Genomic DNA, 21,523 nt, shown 5'->3' on the forward strand with positions numbered 1-21,523 from the left:
CGTTGCCGTTCGGGTGGGTGCCGGGGACTCCTGGGGGCGGGTCAGTCCACTATGACCAGTTCACGCGTGGTGTCGTTGAGACGGCGGCCGCCGTCCTCGGTGACCGTGACGATGTCCTCGATGCGGACCCCGAAACGGCCGGGCAGGTAGACGCCGGGCTCGACGGAGAAGCACATCCCGGGCACGAGGGGCTGTTCCTCGCCCTCGATCATGTACGGCGGCTCGTGGGTGGTGACGCCGATGCCGTGGCCCGTGCGGTGGATGAAGTACGGGCCGTAGCCTGCGTCGGCGATGACCGCGCGGGCGGCCCTGTCGATCTCCTGGCAGGCGACGCCGGGCCGCACCGCCCGGAAGGCCGCCTCCTGCGCCTCGCGCACGAGGTCGTGCACCCGCCGCTCCTCCTCGCCGGGTTCGCCGACGTGGACGGTACGGGTGGTGTCGGAGCCGTAGCCGTCCTTGAGGCCGCCGAAGTCGAGGACGACCATGTCGCCGTGCTCGATGACACGGTCGCCGGCCTCGTGATGCGGGTCGGCGCCGTTGGGCCCCGAGGCGACGATGGTGAAGTCGACCTGGGAGTGCCCGAACCGGCGGAGCAGGCCGGCGAGGTCGGCGGCGACCTCCTTCTCACGGCGTCCGGCGAAGGAGACCCCCCGGATCTCCTCGAACGCCCGGTCCGCGGCCGCGCCGGCCGCCGCCATCAGCTCCAGCTCGGCCGTGTCCTTGACGGCGCGCAGCATCGGCAGCACCTGGGTGAGGGAGGCGTAGGACGCGGCGGGCAGGGCCTTCTGCAGACCGAGCAGGTGCATCGCCCAGGCATTGTCGCTGATCCCGAACCGGCCGCCGGCCTCGAGCAGGGCGGCTGCGACGGCGTAGGGGTCCTTGCCGTCGGTCCAGTCGCGCAGGGTGAGAGCCGTGGCGCCGGCCGCCTTCGCGGCGTCGGGGGCCTCCAGGGTGGGCACGACGAGGACGGGTTCCCGGCCGGCGGCGAGGACGAGCACGGTGAGCCGTTCGGTGACGGCGGTGGGCGCGTAGCCGGTGAGCCAGACGAGATCGGGGCCCGGCGCCACCAGGAGGCCGGAGAGTCCGACCTCGGCGGCCTCGCGCGCGGCGCGCGTCATCCGGGCCCGGTAGTCGTCGGCGGTGAAGGGCGCGGGGGCGGTGCCGGTCATCCGGGCCTCCCTGGAAGGACGTGGCGCGACTGAGGTGTGGCTGTCGTCCGGACCGGTGACGCCGGAACGACGGCCACGGGCAGCATCCTGCCCGTCCGGCGGGGGTCCCGCGAGCCGATCGACGAGTTTGCGGCGCTTCGCGGCCCGGGAGCGGCGGCCCGGGCCGACCACAGCGGCTCGCCGCCGCCGTCGTCGCCGCCGTCGCCGTCGACCCGGTCACCTGTCCTCCGGCGGCGGCGGCCGGTGCGGGACGTCAGGAGAGCGAGGGGTACGGGAAGCGGCCCGGGTAGGGGACGGAGGCCGGGTACGGGACGGGGCCCGGCGACGCGAGGTCCGGCAGGAAGCCGTGGGTGCGACGGGCCAGGTAGCCGGACTTGTAGCGGTCCACCTCCCGGTGCCATTGCAGAATGCCCGCCAGCCAGTTCTGCAGGTCGGCGACGTAGAGCCCCATCGCCTCGCGTGCCTCGGGCGAGAGGTCGAAGTCGTCGTACAGAACGGGCAGTTCGTGCGCCACCACATGCTCGAACTGCTGCATGCGCTGGGTCATCAGATCGTGGACGATGCCGAGCGCCGCCGGGTAGTCGCAGCCGAAGAAGTTCTGCACGACGAGGATCGCGTTGTGCATCTCCCCCTCGTACTCGATCTCCTTCTGGTATGAGAAGACGTCGTTGGTGAGACACGCGTAGTCCACGGCCGCGTTCTCCAGCGCGCGGACGACGCCGCTGCGGTAGACCTCCGGCGGGATCGCGGGGCCCTGGCCCATGCGGCACATGCTCAGGGTGAGGTCGGACCCGAAGGTGGCACGGCGCATCTCCAGGTAGTCGATCGGGTCGGGAACGCGGTTCTGGAGCTGGTTGGACAGCTCCCACACCCAGCTCTCGGTCATCGCGTCGACCGCGTCGCGCAGGGTGCGGCGTTGGTCGGGGCTCATGGCGGCGGTGGTGCGTGACCACAGGTCGATCAGGCCGCGCTCCATGGCGTCGACGGGGACGACGGGCGCTTCCTCGCCGTCCACGGGCATGCAGGCCGACAGCCGGGCCGTGGTCAGGCGGGCGGCAGCGAGGTCGCGGCGGCCGCCGAAGACGAGGGGGTAGTAGTCGTCGCCGTAGGTGCCCCAGGCGAGCCACTGGGCGCTGAGGTCGAGGGCCTCGGGGGTGGCGTCCGGGTCGAGGCCGGCCGAGCACAGCGGGAGGTCGTAGGCGGCCAGTTTGTCCTCGTCCCAGACGCCCTCCTCCAGGATGCCCACGCGGTGCGACCACGCCGTCAGGCGCGGGCGGCACGCCTCCAGGTGCGGGCTCAGCTCCACCTGGAAGGGCATGTGGAAGTCGGGCAGCAGCGACGGGCCGACCTTCTGGAACGGCACGTGCGCGTACGCGCGCAGGCGTTCCGCGGCGGCCGAGGCGAGCAACGCGCCGATGTCGGCGGCGGAGGTGCCGAGGCCGGTCGGCTTCTGCCAGGGCGCCCCGGCGGCCGCGCCCTTGTTCATGTAGCGGCTGGAGCGCATGTGCCACTCGTGGCCGCCGGACTGCCAGTCCTGCAAGCCCTTGGCGTAGGCGGCCACGGCTGCCGCCTCGTCAGGCCTGAGCCCCTTCTCCAGGGCCACCGCGGGCACCTCGGTGAACGCGGTGTGCTCGAACTGGTGGAGCCGGGAGGTGAGGATGTCGTTGACGGTGTCGGCGGCCTCCTGTGTGGTGCAGCCGAAGAACTTCTCCAGAACGAGCACGCCGTTGCTGTTCTCGCCCTCGTCCTCGACCTCGCGCTGATAGGAGAACAGGTCGTTGCGCAGGTGCACGGCGTCCGAGAAGGTCTCCATCAGCACCCTGAGCGGCCTCGACCCGGCGACGGCGGCCGGCACCTCGGCGGTCGCGTACTCCACCAGCCCCGCCGACCACGGCGCGCCGCCCACCTTGCGGCGCATCTCGATGTACTCGACGGGATTGGCGATCCGCCCCTCGTCGATGTTGGACAGCTCCCACATCGACTCGTTGAGCAGGTGCTCCGTAGCCACGGCGAAACGGCGCCGCCAGCCCTCGGACATGGCCGGTACGGTGCGCGTCCACAGGTCCCCCAGGCCCGCTTCCACCGGGTTGCGCGGCTCGGGCACGGGCGTCGCCGGGTCCAGCGGCATGAACAGCGGCAGCCGGTCCAGGTGGGCCTTGCCGGCGGCGCGGTCCGGGGTGCGCTTGAACATGTCGAGGAAGTGGTCGTCGAAGAAGAACACCCACACGTACCAGTCGGTGATCAGCGACAGCGCGGTGCCGTCGCAGTCGGGGTGGGTGTAGGCGCAGAGCAGTCCGTAGTCGTGGGCCTCCAGATCGGACTGCTCCCAGATCCCGGACCCCTCCAGCATGCCCATGTCGCGCGCCCACCGGGTGGAATGGGCCCGCGCCTGCTCGACGTGCGGGTTCAGCCGCGCGGGGTGCGGCATGTAGAACTGCGGGAGTTCGAACGGTTGCGTCATGGCCGGGCCCTACCCGGCGGTTCTCACCGTCATCCGCGGGACCGCACATGATCACACCATCGCGTGAACCGGGCGGAAAGCGATGAACGGTACGGCAGTCGGCGTGCTCCTCGGCGCATTGCGGAGTCACTCCCGCAGTTGGATCAGCGCATGCGTTCCGCCGGTCCGCCAGCGTTGCCCTTCGGCGGCTGCCAACGCGGCCTCCGTGGCGGCGTCCAGCCCGGTGATCACGTCGGACTTCAACGTGCGGAGCGCCACGACCGGACCCGGGAAGTACGCGGTGACGTCGGCGAAGGGGGTGGTCGGGTCCCACCTGCTGTCGCCCACGAGGCGACGGTAGTTGAGGTCGCCCTTCACGATCGTCAGGGCCGCCGCCGCGAACTCGGCCCGCAGGTCGTCCGGCATCCGCGCGTACGGCAGGGGCGCGGCGGAGAACGGATGGGCGCGGACCGTCAGGACGCCGTCGGCCATGGCCGCCCAGAGGCGCCGGCCCTGTTCGGCGGCCGCTCCTCCCGCACCCGTCAGCTTCCGCAACGCGTCGACGACGTCGGCCGTCGTCGCGTCGGAGACGTAGTACGGGTAGGGCTTGACGTGCAGGACGACCCGGTCGCACTGCCCATGGTCGAGGAGATGGGCCGCCAGGAGGAGGTCGGGAATCAGTTCGCGGCCGGCGTTGTCGGCGACGAGACACAGACTCGTACCCGAGGACGCACCCACACTCACGCCCCGGTCCCGCTTCTCATCCTGGCCCGCGTCCGCCTTCGCGTCCGCCTTCGTGTACTCGTCCGCCCGATCGCTTGTGCCTGCACCTGAGCCTGCGCCTGCCCTCGTGCGACCTCCCGCACCTGTGTCCGCACCGGCGCCCGCGGTCGCGAGCGCCGGCAGGGTCCACAGCGCCTCGCTGTCGTCAGCCACCAGCCCCGGCACGGCGGCGCGCCCCTCGGCCTCACCGTCGGACAACCGGAAGCCCAGGTCGGCCCGGTTGCCCCACAAGGAGCCGTGCAGAAGAGCCCGGGCCCGCTCCCCGACCGGCCGGTCCGCGAGGGAGTCGAGCGCCGTCAGTTCCCGGTCGGTCTCGGCCGCGTCGAGTTCGGCGAGCTTGAAGGGACGGAACGGGTCGATCCCCGCCCACGGCCCCGGACCGAAGTATCCGACCGCGTCGAGAAGCCGACGGTAGAAGTAGCTCTCCGACCACAGCCAGGGCACGTCGAACCAGGAACGGCCGACCCAGGCGTCGAGCCCCCAGTCCTGCCAGCTGTGCCGGTCGTGCGCGCCGTCGGGCAACGGTTCGATGACGCCCTCGGCGCAGGACTCCGCCAACGCGTCCAGCGCGCGATGGGCCTCCGGCCCATAGGGAAAGGCGTCCCGCACCTGCCGGATGATCGCCGGATGCCTTTCGGCCAGCACGCTGTGGGGGAACGAACCGGGTTCGTTGCCGAGGATCACGGGCGGTGCGGTGATGCGACGCATGCGGGTCACGGTATCGCGCGGGTACGGAGGGATCGCAGGTCGTGATCACGGGCGCAGCCGGACGGAGTGGGCCTAGCGGAAAGGCGGCCGGAACAGCGGGGTCTGCGGGCTCCCACCGATCCGGCTGATCCGGCTGATCCGGCTGGTCCGAGCGATCCTGCTGATCCGGCGATCCCGCGGCTCCGCCGTGCGACGCGACCGTCGTGCCGCGTGACGGGGTTCCCCCGACTCGACGCGGCGGCTCTCAGACCACCGCGGCCATGATCTCCCGTTCCAGTCGCGTGGCGAGGGTCAGATAGCGCGGGCGGCGCGGCACCGGAACCAGCCCGCGGACGAGGACGTACCACATCTCGGACATCCTGCGGGGCAGCCGGACAGCCGGCTCGCGGGACCGGCCGACGACACGGGTGCCGACGAAGAAGCAGACCAGGGAGTGGGCCACGGCGTCCACGTCGACGTCCTGGTGGATGTCGGACTCCTTGACCGCACCGCCGAGCCGTCGGGAGATCAGGTCCAGCAACTCCGCGAAAGGGTGCGGCAGGGGTGGTCGGACCGTCACTCCCCCGGTGGCGAGCCGCAGGCCGGCGCGGGCGATCGGACCCTCGACCGACAGTCTGGTCAGGCCGAACGTCAGACGCATCAGGGCTTCGAGGGACGCGTAACCACGGTCGTCGATCTCGCCGGCGACCCGGCGGGCGGCCTGGGACTGCAGCTCCATGATGGCGTGCGCCAGGTCCTCCTTCGCCGCGAAGTGGAAGTACAGGGCACCCTTGGTGACGTGGGCGTGCGCGACGATGTCACTGAGACTTGTCGACTCATAGCCGCGCCGGTCGAACAGGTCGGCGGCGGCCGTGATGATCGTCGTGCGGGTCTGTTCGGCGCGTAACTGCCTCGCCATCGGCTGATACTCTCCCGGGCCGGTAAAGAACGGGTCATGCCGTTTTTTCTTACCCCACGTAGACACTGTCTCACTGTGCGGCAATGGCGACCAGGTCCCGGAGATCGTCTACTCCTGCGGCGATGACCGGACTTGCCCGCAGAGGAAGGCTCTCTCGGTAGCCCGCCTCCAACAGGAAACGTACCAGTGGCACAGTCCGAACGGCCATCGAAAGAGACGGGATGCGCGGTTTCTAGAACGGTTACCAGAGTGTGGGGTTGCGCTGCGGTCAGGTGACACGTGTCAACGCCGCCGAGATCCCGCATGTAACGGAATGGGCCGTCAGTTACCGGTCGATCGGCAGCCGTTCGTAGAAACTGGTGCGACAACGCTTGCCCGCAACGGTCGCGAAGACAGTCGCGGCAGCGGGTGGCGGTAACTGCTGCAGTTGAAGTAGCAGTTGCGGTTGCGATGCCGGTTGCGGAGACAGCTGTTGCGGCAACGGTTTCGGCAACTGTCGCGGACGTGAGGCGGGCCGGCCGGTGTCCATCCACACCGGCCGGCCCGCCCGTTCATCGTGACCCGACCATCGCAACGGCTCGCTCAGAAGCCGAAAGGCGCTCAGAAGCCGAAAGGCGCTCAGAAACGCTCGATCAGTCGGCCGGTCAGAAAGTTGGTCAGGAAGTTGGTCAGAACATCAGCTTCCAGCCGTTGAGCTTTCCCGTGTCCTGAGCTGCCGTGTCCTGCACGCGCAGCTTCCAGGTGCCGTTGGCGGTCTCGGCGGAGGCGTTCACCGAGTAGGTGGTCCTGACGTCATCCGCCGAGTCCGAGCTGCTCGCCGCCTTCAGGCGGTAGACGGTCCCGTCGGGCGCGACGAGGTCGACGACCAGGTCACCGCGGTAGGTGTGGGTGATGTCGACGCCGACCTGGAGGGCGGTCGGGGCGTTGCCCGTACGACCGTCGACGGTGATCGGGGACTCGACGGCGGACCCGTTGTCCGGGATCGCGAGGACGGTCGTGCTGGAGTAGGTGGCACCCCCCGTGGAGCCGCCGGAGCCTCCGGAGCCGCTCACCGCCTGCACCGTCCTGGCCGCGTCCGCGAGACCCGCGCCGCAACCGCCGGAGCAGGCGCCCGGCAGGGGACGGGCGTTGCTCTTGATCGCCGTCTCGATCTGCGCCGGCGTCAGCGAGGCGTTCGCCGACTTCATCAGCGCGACCAGGCCCGCGATGTGCGGGGTGGCCATGCTGGTGCCCTGGTAGTAGGCGTACGACTCGCTCGACGGCGTCCTCGCCCCGGAGTTCAGCGTGGACAGGATGCCGTTGGCGGTACCGGTGCTGGTCTGGCCACCGGGGGCGGAGATGTCCACCATGGAGCCGAAGTTGGAGTAGGACGCCTTGGCCCCGGTGCGGTTGGTGGCCCCGACCGAGATCACGTTGTTGCAGTTGCCCGGCGAGTGGTTCGCGACGTTGTCGTTGTCATTGCCGGCCGCCACGACGACAGTCGTGCCGCGGTTCACGGCAGCCGTGATCGCGCTCTGTGTCGCCGAGGTGCACGCCCCGTCGCCACCGAGGCTCATGTTGACGACCTTGGCGACGTTGGCGTTGGCGGGAACACCGGAAACCGTTCCACCGGAAGCCCAGGTGATGGCGTCGATGATGTCGGAGTCGTAGCCGCCGCACTTGCCGAGCACACGGAGCGGCGAGATCTTCGCACCGTAGGCGATGCCGGCGACGCCCTTGCCGTTGTTCGTGACGGCGGCGATGGTGCCCGCGACGTGGGTGCCGTGCCAGGAGGAGTTGCTGGCCGGGATGCCGGAGCCGCACTCGTTGGCGGCGTAGTAGTCGCCCGGGTCGGCCGGGTTGGCGTCGCGGCCGTCTCCGTCGGCGGAGACCGCCGTGTCGGCGATGAAGTCGTAGCCGGCGACGATGTTCGCGGCGAGGTCGGAGTGCGTTGCGTAACCGGTGTCGATCACCGCGACGGTGACGCCTGCGCCGGTCGAAGTCGCCCAGGCGGGCGGTACGTTCATCCCCGCGGTGGACTCGAAGAGGTCCCACTGCTTGGCGTACTCGGTGTCGTCGGGATCGGCCTTGGGCTTGTTCAGCCGGTCAGGAACAACGTAGGCGACCTGCGGGTCGGCCCGGTACCGGTCGACCACGTCGGCGACGTCCGCCCGCGTGAGGGCGTCGCCCAGGTCCACCAGGGCGGCGCCGGTGCCGAGGCGGCGCTGGAAGTCGACGTGCTCGCCGGCTTCCTTGCCCTTGGCGGCGGCGTCCGCCTCGGCAGCCGGATTCGAAGTGGCCTCGGCCGCACCGGACTTGTAGCCCACGATGAGACGCTCGGCCGGGATTCCGGGCGCGGCCTCGGTCTGCGCCGCGGGGGCGGCGGGGACGGCGACGCCCTGGGCAACGGATTCCCGGGCGGCGGCCGAGGTCGTCGAGGCGGCGGCGAGGAGGGCGGCGGAGACCGCGGCGACGGATATCAGCTTCCGTCTCGTGGCAGGTGAGATGCGCAAGGGGGTGCCTTTCGTGGCCGGCTCCGGTCAGGGCGGAGCGGCGGTCGATTCGCTTCGGCGTCGAAGCGGCGGGGGGTGCAACGAAGCGGCGGAAATGCTCGAAGAGCAGCGCGACGCGCGGGTCAGGCGCGGGGCCGGCCCGGTCGGGGTCACCTGTGGGTCGGCTGTGCAGGAACGATAGGCAAAGGATCAGTCATGCGGATACGGGGGAAACCCTCGATCCGGCCGGGAACCCACCCTCGGCACGCGCGATCGGTCGCCGGACGACCACGGGGCCGGCCGGCCCGCGTGCGCGGTGTTCGCAGGCGCACGGAGAGGCGCTGAACGCGCCGCGCCGGATTCCCGTACTCACGGCAGACCGTTCCCGCGCCGGCCGAGGAGACGTCCCCGATGCCCCGCATGACCGCACACCGCACCGCAGTTCTGGCGTCCGCCGCCGTGAGCCCGCTTCTGCTGGGCCTGTGGGCCGCCGGACCGGCGCAGGCGCACGGCGCCCCGACGGGTCCGGTCAGCCGGGTGTACGCCTGCTCCCCCGAGGGCGGCGCGGCCGCCCGGACGGCGGCCTGCCGGGCCGCCGTCGACGCGAACGGCGCCTCCTTCGCGGCCTGGGACAACCTGCGGGTGGCGAACGTGAACGGCCGCGACCGGCAGACCGTCCCGGACGGGCAGTTGTGCAGCGGTGGCCTGGCCGCCTACAAGGGGCTCGACCTGGCCCGCGCCGACTGGCCGTCGACCAGGCTGTCGCCGGGCTCGACACTGCGCATGACCTACGCCTCGACGATCCCGCACACCGGCACCTTCAAGCTGTATCTCACGAAGCCCGGGTACGACCCGTCGAAACCGCTTACTTGGTCCGATCTGCCGGAGCGGCCGTTCGCCGAGGTCAAGGATCCGGAGCTGAAGAACGGTGCCTACCGCTTCACGGCCAAGCTGCCCTCGGACCGGACAGGGCGTCAGATGCTGTACACGATCTGGCAGAACAGCAGCACACCCGACACCTATTACTCGTGCTCGGACGTGGTGTTCTCGACCTCGGTCCCGGGCAGCAAGCCGGGGAACAGACCGCCCAGCACGCCGGCGAGCGAAGCATCTGTCTCGGCCACGCCCACGACGTCGGGGAGCGAGACGCCACAGCCTGCGTCCGCCGGTCCTTCCCCGTCGGCGTTCTCGGGCTCCGCGTCGGCGCAGGCTGTGACGCCCGCTGCCGGGAGCACCCCTGTGGCGTCCGAAACCGTGGCCGACTCCGGGCCGTCGGCACCGATGCTGGCGGGCGGCGCCGCGGCGCTGCTGGCCCTCACCGGCGGGACCGCCCTCGCCCTGCGGCTCCGCCGTCGCTGAGTCCCGGATGAGCGAGGCGGCGGCACACAGAACTCCGGGTGCACGGACGTCAGTTGTCCGCGCACCCGGATGAGGCGCCCGTGCACGGACCGGCCACACCTGGGCCGGCCGTGCTCGGAACACTCGCGCTCGAATCAGTCGTTGCTGGATCAGGCTTGCCTGGATCAGGCTTGCTCTGTGGTGATCAGTTGACGGTGACGGTCGCGCCCGCGTCGGTCACCGGGGCGTACTTCGCGGTGAAGTAGCCGTTGGCGAAGCAGAGCGACGAGCCGGACGTCTTGGTGAAGTGCTGGCTGGTGAAGGTGATGCTGTTGTCGGCGTTGCTCGCGACGCCCGTCAGGCTCGGGGCCTGGTAGACGCAGTTGATGCTGCCGAGCAGGGTGCGCAGCACGACCGTCGTCTGGACGGTGGAGCCGGCCGCCGGGGTCACGGTCACGGAGCCGTCCGACCCCACGCTGGTGGTGTACGGCAGGTTGTTGACCGTGACGCTGGTGACGCCGAGCACGCCGAGCACGTTGGCGGTGCAGCTGCCGAATGAGTGCGCGGTGAGCGACTCGGTGGCGGTGCCGGGCGCGGCGGGGTTGTCGGTGACGGTGGCGCTGAAGGCGGACGAGGCGCAGGAGACACCGCTGGTGCCGGTCGCGCTGGAGTACAGCGTGGCGGTCGTGCCGCTGGCCAGGGACGCGTTGAGGACGTCACCGACGGCGACATCGCCGTTGGCGGTCGTCAGGACCGCGCCGGCGGCGGAGGCCGGGGTGACGGCTGCGAGGGAGAGGGCGGCGACAGAACCGGCAACGGCGAGGAGGGAGCGGTAGTGGGAGCGCATGCGGGTGCCTCTTTCTCAAAGGGGGGTTTCAGGGGGAGTTGGTTGGCACAAGGGGGAACCGGCGCGTTGCATGGGAGCAACATGGGGGGACGCGTTCGGCGTCCACCGCTGCCGGCCCGCGACGCCTTCTCCGTACGTGACGGACCGGCAACGGCAGCCGACCGGTGACCGGCCGGAGGCACTGGTGAGTGCTCCGGCCGGGCCGGGCGGGAAGGGCGACCGGTCGAGGCCGCAGGGGGAAGCGGCCTCGCCGGTGCCGTGAAGGGATCGAGCCCGGACTGAGGGCCCGTACTGGCTGAAAACGTCCGGGAGCGCGGAGCTTGTCGCCGCGCTGCGGATCCGGCGCCACGGATCCGGGCTGGGCCAGGAGAGTTGTAGACCTGATGTTCAGTCAACGTCAATAGACAGAAACAAACTTGATGGATCGACAGACATGTACGAGGGGTGGGCCCGACTCGCGGCTTGCAGGTGGCACATAATGAACACTCTTTTTCCACATCTCCCTTGACCGCACGATGTAACCATCGGTAACTTCCTCAATGGCTACTGCTGCGTAACGTGAAAGCCCTTGCGGCTTCCGGGAGTCACAAGGAGACGTGCGCGGCAGCCGCTGTCCGCGCCAGGGCAACGTGCCGCTGAAGCCCAACCTGCATGACTTAGCGCATGGGAGCAGACATGGCCTCGTCCCCGGACGTCACGTCGTCCGTCGACAACACCCCTGAGAACCCCGAAAGCGGTTCCACCGAGAGACGCGGCCGGGTCCGGCTGCGCCGGGCCGCCGTCATGGCGGTGCCCGCCACCTTCGTCGCCGCAGGGCTCGCGGTCCTCACCGCCCAGGGCGCCCTGGGCGTGCAGTTCGCGATCTCCGGCATGCCGTTCGTGGTCACCGCCGACCGGCTCGACGGCGAGGGTTTCGCGCAGTTCGGCGGCCTGGACAACATGATCAAGGACAGCCCCAACGAGGGCGACACCGGCGGCCAGGTCCTGGTCGTCACCTCGGTCGTGAAGAACGGCAAGATCACCAACATGTGCCAGAGCGTCGACCTCGGAGGCATCCAGCTCGTCCTCAAGGCCGGCGGCGGGAACACCCCGGTGAGCGTGAAGAACCTGGCCATCGACTCCGACCAGATCACCGGCGACGCCGAGTTCAGCAACATCGAGATCGGCCGCGACTCCAGCACCTTCGACAAGGTCCCGATCCAGGGCCCCGCAGGCGTCTACGGCCAGCAGGCCGACACGGTGGTCATCAAGAACCTGTACCAGCACAACTACGCGGCCACCGCCGCCGTCTTCAAGCTCCCCGGGCTGAAGATGAGCTTCTCGAGCGAGGGCTGCAAGTAATGACCTTCACCCAGTGGCGGGACCGCTTCCGCGGGTGGAGAGGCCAGCGGCCCTTCGCAGGCGGCGTGCTGCTCGCGCTGGGCGGCGCCGAGATCCTGGTGACCATGAAGGCACCGCTTCCGGTCATCCTGCACGTCGGCATGCAAGGGCTGGCAGGTTACCTCCTGCCCACCCTGATGGTGGTCTGCGGCCTGCTGATCCTGTTCAACCCGACCCAGCGGCTTTTCTACTCGATCATCTCGATCATGCTCTCCCTGGGCACCTGGCTCACCTCCAACATCGGCGGCTTCGTCGTCGGCCTCCTGATGGGCGCCGTCGGCAGTTCCCTGGCCTTCGGCTGGGTTCCCGACCAGGAACCGCGCCAGAGCCGTCGCCGACGGCGCACGGAGAAGCAGACCCGGCGGACGATCGAGACAGTCCACAAGGGCGGCCACCTGCCCGAGGCGGGCAAGCCGGCCTGAGCCGGGATCTCCGCGTCCGCTCTCCGGGTTTCACAACCGTTCTCGTAACGCGAGGGACCGGAACGGGCCCGCAAAGGCCCGCACCGCCCTGCACGGACCGGCCACGGCAGGACCCGGAGCGGAAGCAGAACAGAAAAGACGGAAGCAGAACAGAGAAGAACAGAAGCAGATGCAGTATGCATCCGACTCGCGGTCATGATGGACGGCCGCACGTCAGCTCACCGGTGGGGCCGGGCGGCTCGTACACAGCGGGCCGTCTCCGGCCCCGCCGGTCTGGTGATCACCTCGGTGCCCGGGGCCCTTGCCCAAGACCTTTGCCGCACCCGCACCCGCACCCGCTTGCACCATGCACCCTGCCGCACTCCACGAGCAGTCCCAGCACTGGGCCATCCCCCTCGCCGATCCCCCTCCATGGCCGATCCCCCTCCGTGGGCGTGACCGCTCCCGGGCCTGCCCGAGCCTGAGCCGCCCGGTCCCGAGCCGCCGGTTTCTGAGCACGCTCGGTCGTATGCATGACGCGTGGGCAACGCATTGACGACAAGTCAATCGATCTGGGTCTTCAGCCGTGCTGGTCCGTACCACAGACGTACTGGATCACAATGCGGCACCGGCACCTCACCCCCGGTGGTTGCTCACTTGACTGGCGGCGGTCACACACGGTTGGCTCCGAGCCAACGCATGTCTCCCGCCGGTGCCCACCCCTCGCATCGGCGCCGCTCGCCCCGTCCTTCTGCTCTGCCGCACAGCGAGGTGCAGCCCTCATGAACACTTCCGTCCCCGTTTCCCGATCTTCCGCAACACTCAGATCGCCGCGCCTCGCCGCCCTGGCCACGGCGTGCAGTCTGCTGCTCACCGGCTGCTCCGGCGCCACCTCGTCCGCCTCGGCCACGGACAGGGCGGGCGGTTCGGCCGGCCGCATCAAGATCGCCATGATCACCCACGGAGCCGAGGACGACGCCTTCTGGGAGCTGGTGCGCAAGGGCGCCGAGACGGCGGCGGCCAAGGACGGCGTCGATCTGACCTATGCCAGCGACTCCGACGGTGCGCGACAGGCCGAGCTGGTACGGGACGCGATCCGCGACAAGGTCGACGGCATCGCGGTGACCCTGGCCAAACCGCAGGCCATGAGGGCTCCGGTGGCCGCGGCCACGGCGGCCGGCATACCCGTGGTCGGTATCAACTCCGGTATCGATGCCTGGCGTTCGGCCGGGCTCCTGGAATATTTCGGCCAGGACGAGAGCGTCGCGGGCCGCGCCGTCGGCACCAAGCTCGACGGCCTCGACGCCAAGCACGCCCTGTGCGTCATCCACGAGCGGGGCAACGTCGCCCTGGAAGCGCGCTGCGCGGGCGTGAAGAAGACGTTCACCGGCGAGACGGACATGCTCTACGTCGACGGAACGGACATGGACGCGATGACCGCCGCCGTGACGACACGCCTCCGGCAGGATCCCGGCATCGACGAAGTCATCACCAACGGGGCCCAGTTCGCGCTGGCGGCCGTGAAGGCGGCCGACGAGGCGGGCAGCAAGGCCGAGGTGGCCACCTTCGACCTCAACAAGGACCTGGTTGCGGCCGTCCGCGACGGCCGAGTGCAGTTCGCCGTGGACCAACAGCCCTATCTGCAGGGGTACCTGGCCGTGGACGGACTGTGGCTGCACCGGACCAACGGCAACGTCAGCGGGGGCGGCGTGTCCCCCGTGCTGACCGGTCCCGCCTTCGTCACCCGGGCCAACATCGCCCAGGTCGCCCGCTACGCCACCGCCGGGACCCGCTGACCAGGCAGTTCTCCCACCTCTTCCGCTCCACTCCCCTCGTTGATCGCTCCAAGGACGGCCATGTCTCCACAGTCAGGCGCCCGGCGCCGCCGTCTCGGCTCCATACGTCTGTCCCTCATCCTGCTGGCGCTGGTGCCCGGCATCACCCTCACCGCCATGTGGGGTGTGACGACGACCCAGATGTTCACCGAGGGGCTCAGGCTGCGCACGCAGACGGAACTGAGCCGGTCCACCGGCGCCATGGGAACCGAGGCGACGCTCACGCTGCAACGGGAGCGCAGCCTGTCGGCCGTGTGGCTGGCATCCGGACCCGGCGCCTCCCGGACCGCCCTGGAGGCCCAACGCGAGAGGACGGACGAAGCGGTCGCCAAGCTGGTCACCCGGGCGGACGACATCCAGAAGGCGCCCGCCCGCGTCCGCGACCGGCTTTACTCGGTCGTCGCTTCCGTCAGCAGCCTCGAGTACTACCGTGGCCAGGTGGACGACCCCGTCGACATCACCGCCGCGCAGGCCCTGGACCAGTACACGTCCATCATCGACGACCAGATCCACGCCTTCCAGGAACTGTCCCAGGTCGACGACGGCGACCTCACCTCGCAGGCCGGGCCGCTCGTGGCACTGGAGCACGCGGCCGAGCTGGTCTCCGAGGAGGACCTGCAGCTCACCCTGGCCGGCCCCAGGGGGCGGATGGACGAGAAGACCTGGGCAGAGTTCACGCAGCTGGTGAACAGCCGCCGCTGGTTGGTGCAGGACCAGATCGTCCCTTCGCTCACCGGTGACGCGAAAGAGGAAACCGAGCAGATCCTGACGAGCTACCAGTGGCAGACCCTGGAGGCCATAGAGAACAAGGTGCTCGCCGCTCGCGCGAAACAAGGTGAAAGCGGTGACATCGTGTTGCCGGACGTGCAGAAGGTCTGGCGCGCCGCGCTCATCGACGTCTCCGACCAGTACGCGAAGCTGATCCGGCGACAGACCACGACCCTTCTGCAGCACAGCGCGGACAACTCCCGCGGACTGCTGATCAAGGCCGCCTCACTGAGCGCCGGCGGTCTCCTCGCCCTGCTGGTGTGCATCGGCATGTCCTGGCGGATCACCCGTTCGCTGTCGCGGCGGCTGCACGGGCTGCGGATGGCAACGCTCGGTCTGGCGCACGAGCGGCTTCCGGACGTGGTGGCCCGGCTGGACCGGGGAGAGACCGTCGACGTGGACGCGGAGACCCCGCCGCTGGACTACGGGAACGACGAACTCGGCCAGGTGGCCGCGGCGTTCAACACCGCGCAGCGCACCGCCGTGCACACCGCGGTGGAACTCGCCGACACCCGGCGCGGTTTCCAGAAGGTCATCCTGGGCATCGCCCGGCAGAGCCAGAACCTGGTCAACCTCCAGCTCAGCAAGCTCGATGCGCTGGAGCGCCGGCACCAGGACCCCGACGTCCTGAAGGGTCTGTACGAACTCGACTCCACAGCAAGCCAGTTGCGTCGCTACGAGGAGAACCTCGTCATCATCAGCGGCGGCCGGCCGGGGCGCAGCTGGACGGATCCGGTCGCACTGATCGACATCCTGCGCAGTGCCGTCGGAGAGGTGGCCGAGTACCGGCGGGTGGAGGTGCACACCGAGGAGGACGTGTACATCGCGCCGCCCGCCGTGGCGGACGTGATCCATCTGCTGGCCGAACTCATCGACAACGCGACCTCCTACTCACCCGCGCCGTCCCCGGTCGGGGTCCGGGCGACGATGGTGGCCAAGGGACTGGCGATCGAGGTGGAGGACCGCGGGCTCGGGATGCCCGAGGACGACTACGCCTCGTTCAACGAGCAGTTGGCGGTCCCTCCGAAGTTCGACGTGGTGGCGCTCGCCGACGACCTGCGGCTCGGGATGTTCGTGATCGCCCGGCTCGCCACCCGGCACGGCATCGCCGTGACCCTGCGGTCCTCGCCGTACGGGGGAACCACCGCGATCGTGCTGGTCCCGCACGACATCGTGGTCCTCGACGCGCCCGGCGACCGGTCCCCGGCGGACGAGCAGCCCGGCAGCCCGGCAACCGCAGGGTCCCCGCGCGCGCAGACAGACCTGACGACCCGGGGACGGGAGCCGGCGGACCAGCCGGGGGACGCGGGTGCGGACGGCACGGCGCAGAAGCCAGGCGTCGATGCACGCAAGGACGCCGGAGCGACGCGAGCTGCCCCCGCCGGCGAGGGGCCGGGCGGGACCGGCGCTGACGGCGTGCCAGAGCGGGAGCGGGAGCAAGAGGAGGCGCAGGGGAAGGACCTGTCGACGGCTGCCGCGCCCGGCACCGACACGTCCGGGGCGTCCCCGTCCCGGACGGACGCGTCCCGGGGGTCCTCGTCCGCAGACTCCACGTCCAGGGGCTCCGCATCCGAGAGGACTTCGTCCCAGGCGTCCGACCCCTCCGTGGCCGACCAACCGGATGCCACGGAAGCGAGAGACCCGGGGAACAGAGGCGACGGGACCGACACATCCGACGACACCTCCAGCCCCGACAGCACCGCCGGCGCCGAAGAAGCGGGCGTCCCGGTTCGTGCCGTCGGGCGGGTGAGCGGGCGCTCGGCGGTCCCGGTCGCGGAAAGGGCCGTCCGGCCTGGTGGGCTCCGCCCGCTTCCCCGCCGGATACCGCAGACCAGCCTCGCCTCCGAGCTGCGCGACGACGTCGCATCCGCCGCGGGCACGGGAAACGCCGAGGAAAGCGGTTTCCCCGATGATTTCACCGCCGAGCGCGCGGCCTCCTCTCTCGCGGGTTTCCAACGCGGCACCCGGCAGGCCCTCGTCGACGCGGACGCCGACGAGCCGCACTCCGGCCCGCGGGAGACGGCGGTCGCGCAGGACGCCGGCCCGCCTGTCACCGCGACAGGCACCTTCCAGACCTCGACCCCGCCCGCCGACCGCTCATGAAGGACACCGCGATGACACCCTCTCTCCCCGGCACCAACACCCAGCTCGACCAGCTGCTCACGGGTCTCGTCGACCGGGTCGCCGACGTCAACCAGGCCGTCGTGCTCTCGGAAGACGGCCTGGTGGTGAGCAAGTCCACCGGTTTTCTGCGCGAGGACGCGGAGCGGCTGGCGGCGACAGCGTCCGGCCTGATGAGCCTCAGCAAGGGTGTCAGCATGGATTTCCGCGGCGGTCCGGTGCGCCAGGCGCTCATCGAGATGGCCAACAGCTATCTGATCCTCACGTCGGCCGGGCCGGGTGCCCACCTCGTCGTGCTGGCGGGGAAGAACGCGGACGTCGGGGTGGTGGCGTACCAGATGAACATGCTGGTGAAGAAGATCGGCGAGCACCTCAGTGCGGCGCCGCGGGCCCATGTCGGTCCCGCCGTACGCACCAACGGCGGGTGAGGTGAGCGGAGGCGACGAAGCGGGCCGACTCGTCAGGCCGTTCGCCCTCACCGGTGGACGGACCCGGCCCAGCCGCGCCGACTTCACGCTCATCACCACCGTGACCGCGGTGGACCCGCCGCCCGAGCGGACGGCGTGGCCCCAGCCGGAGCACGGCCGGATCCTGCGGCTGTGCGCCCGGCCGGTCGCGGTGGCGGAACTCGCGGCCCACCTCGATCTGCCGGTCAGCGTGGTCGTCATCATGCTCTGCGATCTGCTGGAGGCGGGACTGATAACGGCCCGTCCGCCCCGCTCCGTCACCGGCGCCCATGACCTGGACCTGGATCTGCTGCAGAAAGTGAGGGACGGCCTTGGCCGGATCTGACACCGCCGCTCCCCCGGCCGCATCGGCAGCGGCTCCCGACACGGTGAAGATCCTCATCGCGGGCGGCTTCGGCGTCGGCAAGACGACCATGGTCGGGGCGGTCAGCGAGATCACCCCGCTGCGCACGGAGGAACCGCTGACGGTGGCGGGGCTGGACGTCGACGACCTGAAGGGCATCGAGGAGAAACGGGCCACCACCGTGGCTCTCGACTTCGGCCGGATCACCATCGGCGACGACCTGGTGCTGTACCTCTTCGGCACGCCCGGCCAGCAACGGTTCTGGTTCATGTGGAACGACCTGGCGATCGGTGCGCTGGGGGCGGTGGTTCTCATCGACGTGCGCCGGCCGGAGTCCAGCTTCGCCGCCGTCGACTTCTTCGAGCGGCGGGGCATCCCGTTCGTCGTTGCAGTGAACGGTTTCCACGGTGTGCACCCGTATCCCACGGAGGAGATCAGGGAGTCCCTGGCACTGCCGGAAAGCGTTCCCGTGGTGTTGTGCGACGCGCGGGAACGTGCGTCGTGCCGGGACGTGCTGATCGCCCTGATCGACCGGCTGATCGACGAGTTCACCCTGCGGTCGGCATCGCCCGGCTGACCCCGCCCGTCCGAGCCGCGCGCACTCGTCCTGCCGGATCCGAGGTATCCGAGGTAACGGCGTCTCAGGCAGGTCGTCTCGCTCGGGCCGGTCACTTCACTCGAGCCGGTCCCGTAGCTCTGCCTTGTTCCCGTCAGCGGGCTCCGGCCGCGCGCAGCACGGTGATCGTCTCCGGATGGCGCCCCTTGACGGCCCACTCGAGGGGCGTCGGTCCGGTGCCGTGGTCCTCGCGGAGTCCGGGGTCCGCGCCATGGGCGAGAAGGGTGCGCACGGTCTCGACGTGCCCCCAACAGGCGGCCGCACACAGCGGAGTGCCCTCGGCGCCGACGCCGGCGCTCTCGGCGTCGGGCGGTGCGCCGGCCTCCAGCAGTCTGCGCGCCACGTCGGCCGCACCCTGGACGCAGGCCTCGTACAGCGGGGTCGTTCCGTCGGCGTCGGCCATCGCCGGGTCCGCGCCGGCTCGCAGCAGACGGTCGACGTCCTGAACCGTCCCGCACAGGGCCGCCGCGACCAGGCGCGACGTGAGTTTCTTCTGCCGTCTTCTGTTCACGGTCGCCGAGAGTAGCCCGGCTCCGTCGACGGGATCCGCGGATTCAAGACGTCGACGTTCGCCGGGGACGCGACCTTCAACCGCACTGCGGGCCTGGCGGACGCCGGCTGGTCGTCGTTCCGCTCGTGCCACAACCCGACCCGCTGCCTCCGGCACTCGAACTGCGTGCTGCGCATCGGCCCGATCTCGACGGCCGCGGAGCAGCAGGACGCCACGTTCTACGTGGGTTACTGAGCCGGAGCTGCGCGAGAAGCCGTTCTCACAGGCTGGCCAGCACCGGCAGCAGTCGGACGGCCGCGGTGACGTCGTCGGTCAGCGGGCGGTCCTGCGCATCCGCAGGCAGGGCCGCCGTCGCCACCACGAGAGCCGCGACGCGGGGCGGCTCCGGGTGCACTCTCAACGCCCTGACAGCGCAGACGAGTTCACATGCCAGGAGGGTGGCGTAGGCGTCCGTCGCGCGCAGGGTCTGGCGAGCGGCCTGGCCGGCGAAGCTCGCAGCCTCTTCGAGCCCCCGGGAGAGGACGGCGTGCCCCGCCGACGCGGGCGCCGCAGACGAACGCAGCTCCGCGAGAGCTGAGTTGGCGGTGTATTCCAGGATCATCGTGCCCGAGCTGCTCACGGGGCCTGTGGCGAGGAACGCGGGCAGTCCGGTGAGTCCGGGGTCGCCGAGCGCGGCCAGGCGGGCGACCGAGAGCTGGGCCGTCTGCAGCAGTGCGAGCACGGCGGCGTCCAGAGCCAGTCCCAGGGGCGCGGCGAAGAAGCCGCCGTGATGGTAGGCCGCCGCGGCTTCGGCGTCCATGAGCGGGTTCTCGGAGGGGCAGTTGATCTCCACCTCGACGACCTCGCGCAGTCGCTCGCAGGCGTCCAGCGCGCAACCGTGGACCTGGGGAAAGGCCCGGAAACCGAAGGGGTCCTGGATACGCCCGCCCGCGTGCGGCCGCGGGCGGTCAGCCAGTCCGAGCAGCCGCCGCACCTCGCTCGCCGCCCGGGCCGCGCCGGGATAGGGACGCAGGGCGTGCACGGGTGCGGCGTAGGCCTCGGGCGAGCCGGACACCGCGGCGAGGGACAGCGCGGCGACGGCCTGCGTGGCCCGCAGCAGCACATCCAGCTCGCCCTGGGCGAGCGCGGCCTGCCCGATCACCAGGGCATTGCTGCTGAGCAACGCCAGGGCGTCACCCGCCCGCAGGACGACGGGGCCGGGAGTCCCGGCGGTGCGAGAGACAGGTGTGGGGGCAGTGGTCCCGGCGGCGCGAGGGTCAGGGGCCGCCTGGGTGAGGGCTCCGGGAGGCGCGTCGAAAGGCGCACCGGCGGAACGGGCGACGGGAACCATCACGAACTGCACCGGGGCAGGGTGCCCGTCGCCACGAGAACCGTCGGCAGGTGAGGAGCTCGGTCGCGCAGGCGTAGAAGCGCCGGCAACAGCTTCAACGGCGGTGCCCGCGGGGTCGGCAACGGTGCTGGAAACGCTTACAGCACCCTGAGGGCGCGTTCCGGAAACGGTCGCGTCGGCGACGCCGGCCGACCCGGTCGCCTCCCGCGGCCCGGACACCTCCCGCGACCCGGTCGCTCCCGGCTCCGCCGGCCCCGGCGCCTTCGCCTCCGAAGCCGTCGCCGTCGCCGTCGCCGTCGCCGTCGCCCCAGGATCTGCCAACCCCGGATCAGCCACCCCTGGGTCCGCCGGCCCCGGGTCCGTCACGCCCGGATCCGCCCTCCCCAGGCCCGCCGTCTCCCTCGTTTCCGCCGTCGTCCAGGGGCGTTCGCCGATGAGCGTCAGGCCCGTCTGGGCCAGGGCCGTCAGGTCACCGGTGCCGATCCCGCCGTACTCGTTGACGGCCGGGTGGACTCCCAGCCGAAGGGCGTCGGCGAGGGCGTCGATGAACGCGGGCTGGATGCCGGAGCCGCCGGCGAGGAGCTGGTTGGCCCGCACCGCGAGCATCGCCCGCACCTGGCGGGCCGGGAGCAGGACGCCCGCGCCGCCCGCGTGGCTGCGAAGGAGGCGCAGTCCGTGCGCGGTCTCGTCGTCCTCCTCGACCGGCACCGAGCGCTGCGCGCCGACGCCGGTGCCTCGGCCGTACAGCCGCCCGGAAGCGGCGAGCCGTTGAGCGGTCCGCCAGGAGCGCACGGCCCGTTCGCGCGCCTCGGGAGCGACCGCGGGCACGGCGTCGCCGTCGGCGAGCGTGATCAGCTCGCCGACGGTGAGGGTGGTTCCGTCCAGCACGACCTGGGCGCCCTCACGGTGCGGGGGTATCCCGATCGGTTCGTTCACGGATGCGGTTGCGGTAGCGGTTGCGGTGACGTCCAACGGATCAGCAGTCCAGCGGTCCAACACGAGACAGAGCGGTGACAGAGCGGGCGGCGTAGTGCGGCGGTGCGGCGGTCCCGCAGATCAACAGACCGGCATACCACCGAAGCAGCGACCCACCGAAG

At 70.7% G+C, this 21,523-nt stretch carries 16 protein-coding genes and 1 pseudogene; 9 read left to right on the forward strand and 8 right to left on the reverse strand.

Going from position 1 to position 21,523, the window contains the following annotated elements:
- Positions 1-41 precede the first annotated feature (41 nt).
- The 5 genes from IE239_RS02795 to IE239_RS02815 form a co-directional block, all read right to left on the reverse strand.
- Positions 42-1,169: an aminopeptidase P family protein gene (locus IE239_RS02795; RefSeq protein WP_190147603.1), complete on the reverse strand. Its 1,128-nt coding sequence runs from the start codon at positions 1,167-1,169 to the stop codon at positions 42-44.
- A gap of 253 nt (positions 1,170-1,422) precedes the next feature.
- Complete coding sequence (gene cyc2, locus IE239_RS02800; protein ID WP_190147604.1) at positions 1,423-3,630, reverse strand: germacradienol/geosmin synthase Cyc2; 2,208 nt, start codon at positions 3,628-3,630, stop codon at positions 1,423-1,425.
- A gap of 126 nt (positions 3,631-3,756) precedes the next feature.
- The gene (locus IE239_RS02805; RefSeq protein ID WP_190147605.1) at positions 3,757-5,100 is read right to left on the reverse strand and encodes a damage-control phosphatase ARMT1 family protein; all 1,344 of its coding nucleotides are present in this window, start codon (positions 5,098-5,100) and stop codon (positions 3,757-3,759) included.
- Positions 5,101-5,344: 244 nt separating this feature from the next.
- Positions 5,345-5,998 carry a ScbR family autoregulator-binding transcription factor gene (locus tag IE239_RS02810; protein WP_190147606.1) on the reverse strand — a complete coding sequence of 218 codons (654 nt, stop codon included), beginning with the start codon at positions 5,996-5,998 and terminating at the stop codon, positions 5,345-5,347.
- 668 nt (positions 5,999-6,666) lie between these two features.
- On the reverse strand, positions 6,667-8,490 hold the full coding sequence (locus tag IE239_RS02815; protein ID WP_190147607.1) for a S8 family peptidase: 1,824 nt from the start codon (positions 8,488-8,490) through the stop codon (positions 6,667-6,669).
- A 390-nt stretch (positions 8,491-8,880) separates the two neighbouring features.
- On the opposite strand from IE239_RS02815, the gene IE239_RS02820 reads away from it, so the two are divergent.
- Entirely contained in the window at positions 8,881-9,828 is a 948-nt protein-coding gene (locus tag IE239_RS02820) for a lytic polysaccharide monooxygenase auxiliary activity family 9 protein (RefSeq protein WP_190147608.1), read from the forward strand.
- A gap of 184 nt (positions 9,829-10,012) precedes the next feature.
- Here IE239_RS02820 and IE239_RS02825 read toward each other — a convergent pair whose 3' ends face one another.
- A complete protein-coding gene (locus tag IE239_RS02825; RefSeq protein WP_190147609.1) occupies positions 10,013-10,654 on the reverse strand; it encodes a Tat pathway signal sequence domain protein in 642 nt (213 codons plus the stop codon).
- A gap of 675 nt (positions 10,655-11,329) precedes the next feature.
- Between IE239_RS02825 and IE239_RS02830 the strand changes: the two genes are divergently transcribed.
- The 7 genes from IE239_RS02830 to IE239_RS02860 all read left to right on the forward strand — a co-directional run bounded on the left by IE239_RS02830 (position 11,330) and on the right by IE239_RS02860 (position 18,546).
- Entirely contained in the window at positions 11,330-11,995 is a 666-nt protein-coding gene (locus IE239_RS02830; protein ID WP_190147735.1) for a DUF6230 family protein, read from the forward strand.
- Complete coding sequence (locus IE239_RS02835; protein WP_190147610.1) at positions 11,995-12,456, forward strand: DUF6114 domain-containing protein; 462 nt, start codon at positions 11,995-11,997, stop codon at positions 12,454-12,456. Before IE239_RS02830 ends, IE239_RS02835 begins: the two co-directional genes overlap by 1 nt.
- 761 nt (positions 12,457-13,217) lie before the next feature.
- Complete coding sequence (locus IE239_RS02840) at positions 13,218-14,231, forward strand: substrate-binding domain-containing protein (protein ID WP_190147611.1); 1,014 nt, start codon at positions 13,218-13,220, stop codon at positions 14,229-14,231.
- 60 nt (positions 14,232-14,291) lie between these two features.
- Positions 14,292-17,141, forward strand: a complete 2,850-nt coding sequence (locus tag IE239_RS02845; protein WP_190147612.1) for a sensor histidine kinase — start codon at positions 14,292-14,294, stop codon at positions 17,139-17,141.
- An 11-nt stretch (positions 17,142-17,152) separates the two neighbouring features.
- Positions 17,153-17,587, forward strand: a complete 435-nt coding sequence (locus IE239_RS02850; RefSeq protein WP_190147613.1) for a roadblock/LC7 domain-containing protein — start codon at positions 17,153-17,155, stop codon at positions 17,585-17,587.
- 1 nt (position 17,588) lies between these two features.
- A complete protein-coding gene (locus IE239_RS02855; RefSeq protein ID WP_190147614.1) occupies positions 17,589-17,951 on the forward strand; it encodes a DUF742 domain-containing protein in 363 nt (120 codons plus the stop codon).
- Positions 17,938-18,546, forward strand: a complete 609-nt coding sequence (locus IE239_RS02860) for a GTP-binding protein (RefSeq protein WP_190147615.1) — start codon at positions 17,938-17,940, stop codon at positions 18,544-18,546. The genes IE239_RS02855 and IE239_RS02860 overlap by 14 nt, the downstream gene beginning before the upstream one ends.
- Positions 18,547-18,679: 133 nt before the next feature.
- On the opposite strand, the gene IE239_RS02865 is transcribed toward IE239_RS02860, so the two are convergent.
- Positions 18,680-19,096, reverse strand: coding sequence for an ankyrin repeat domain-containing protein (locus IE239_RS02865; RefSeq protein WP_190147616.1), 417 nt, complete (start codon positions 19,094-19,096; stop codon positions 18,680-18,682).
- A 48-nt stretch (positions 19,097-19,144) separates the two neighbouring features.
- On the opposite strand from IE239_RS02865, the pseudogene IE239_RS02870 reads away from it, so the two are divergent.
- Positions 19,145-19,330: pseudogene (locus tag IE239_RS02870) on the forward strand (AbfB domain-containing protein); the annotation flags it as partial.
- 25 nt (positions 19,331-19,355) lie between these two features.
- On the opposite strand, the gene IE239_RS41765 reads toward IE239_RS02870, so the two are convergent.
- Positions 19,356-21,362 (reverse strand): aromatic amino acid ammonia-lyase, encoded by a 2,007-nt coding sequence (locus IE239_RS41765; protein ID WP_229877726.1) that lies wholly within the window; start codon positions 21,360-21,362, stop codon positions 19,356-19,358.
- Between the last annotated feature and the right edge of the window lie 161 nt (positions 21,363-21,523).

This window comes from Streptomyces humidus (genome assembly GCF_014649655.1).
Taxonomy (GTDB): domain Bacteria; phylum Actinomycetota; class Actinomycetes; order Streptomycetales; family Streptomycetaceae; genus Streptomyces; species Streptomyces humidus.

Bases quoted from the DNA above. Each gene is read 5' to 3' on its own strand.
- IE239_RS02825 (WP_190147609.1), bottom strand. From the start codon at position 10,654: ATGCGCTCCCACTACCGCTCCCTCCTCGCCGTTGCCGGTTCTGTCGCC.
- IE239_RS02820 (WP_190147608.1), top strand. From the start codon at position 8,881: ATGCCCCGCATGACCGCACACCGCACCGCAGTTCTGGCGTCCGCCGCC.
- IE239_RS02835 (WP_190147610.1), top strand. From the start codon at position 11,995: ATGACCTTCACCCAGTGGCGGGACCGCTTCCGCGGGTGGAGAGGCCAG.
- IE239_RS02795 (WP_190147603.1), bottom strand. From the start codon at position 1,169: ATGACCGGCACCGCCCCCGCGCCCTTCACCGCCGACGACTACCGGGCC.
- IE239_RS02830 (WP_190147735.1), top strand. From the start codon at position 11,330: ATGGCCTCGTCCCCGGACGTCACGTCGTCCGTCGACAACACCCCTGAG.
- IE239_RS02810 (WP_190147606.1), bottom strand. From the start codon at position 5,998: ATGGCGAGGCAGTTACGCGCCGAACAGACCCGCACGACGATCATCACG.
- IE239_RS02845 (WP_190147612.1), top strand. From the start codon at position 14,292: ATGTCTCCACAGTCAGGCGCCCGGCGCCGCCGTCTCGGCTCCATACGT.
- cyc2 (WP_190147604.1), bottom strand. From the start codon at position 3,630: ATGACGCAACCGTTCGAACTCCCGCAGTTCTACATGCCGCACCCCGCG.
- IE239_RS02840 (WP_190147611.1), top strand. From the start codon at position 13,218: ATGAACACTTCCGTCCCCGTTTCCCGATCTTCCGCAACACTCAGATCG.
- IE239_RS02805 (WP_190147605.1), bottom strand. From the start codon at position 5,100: ATGCGTCGCATCACCGCACCGCCCGTGATCCTCGGCAACGAACCCGGT.
- IE239_RS02850 (WP_190147613.1), top strand. From the start codon at position 17,153: ATGACACCCTCTCTCCCCGGCACCAACACCCAGCTCGACCAGCTGCTC.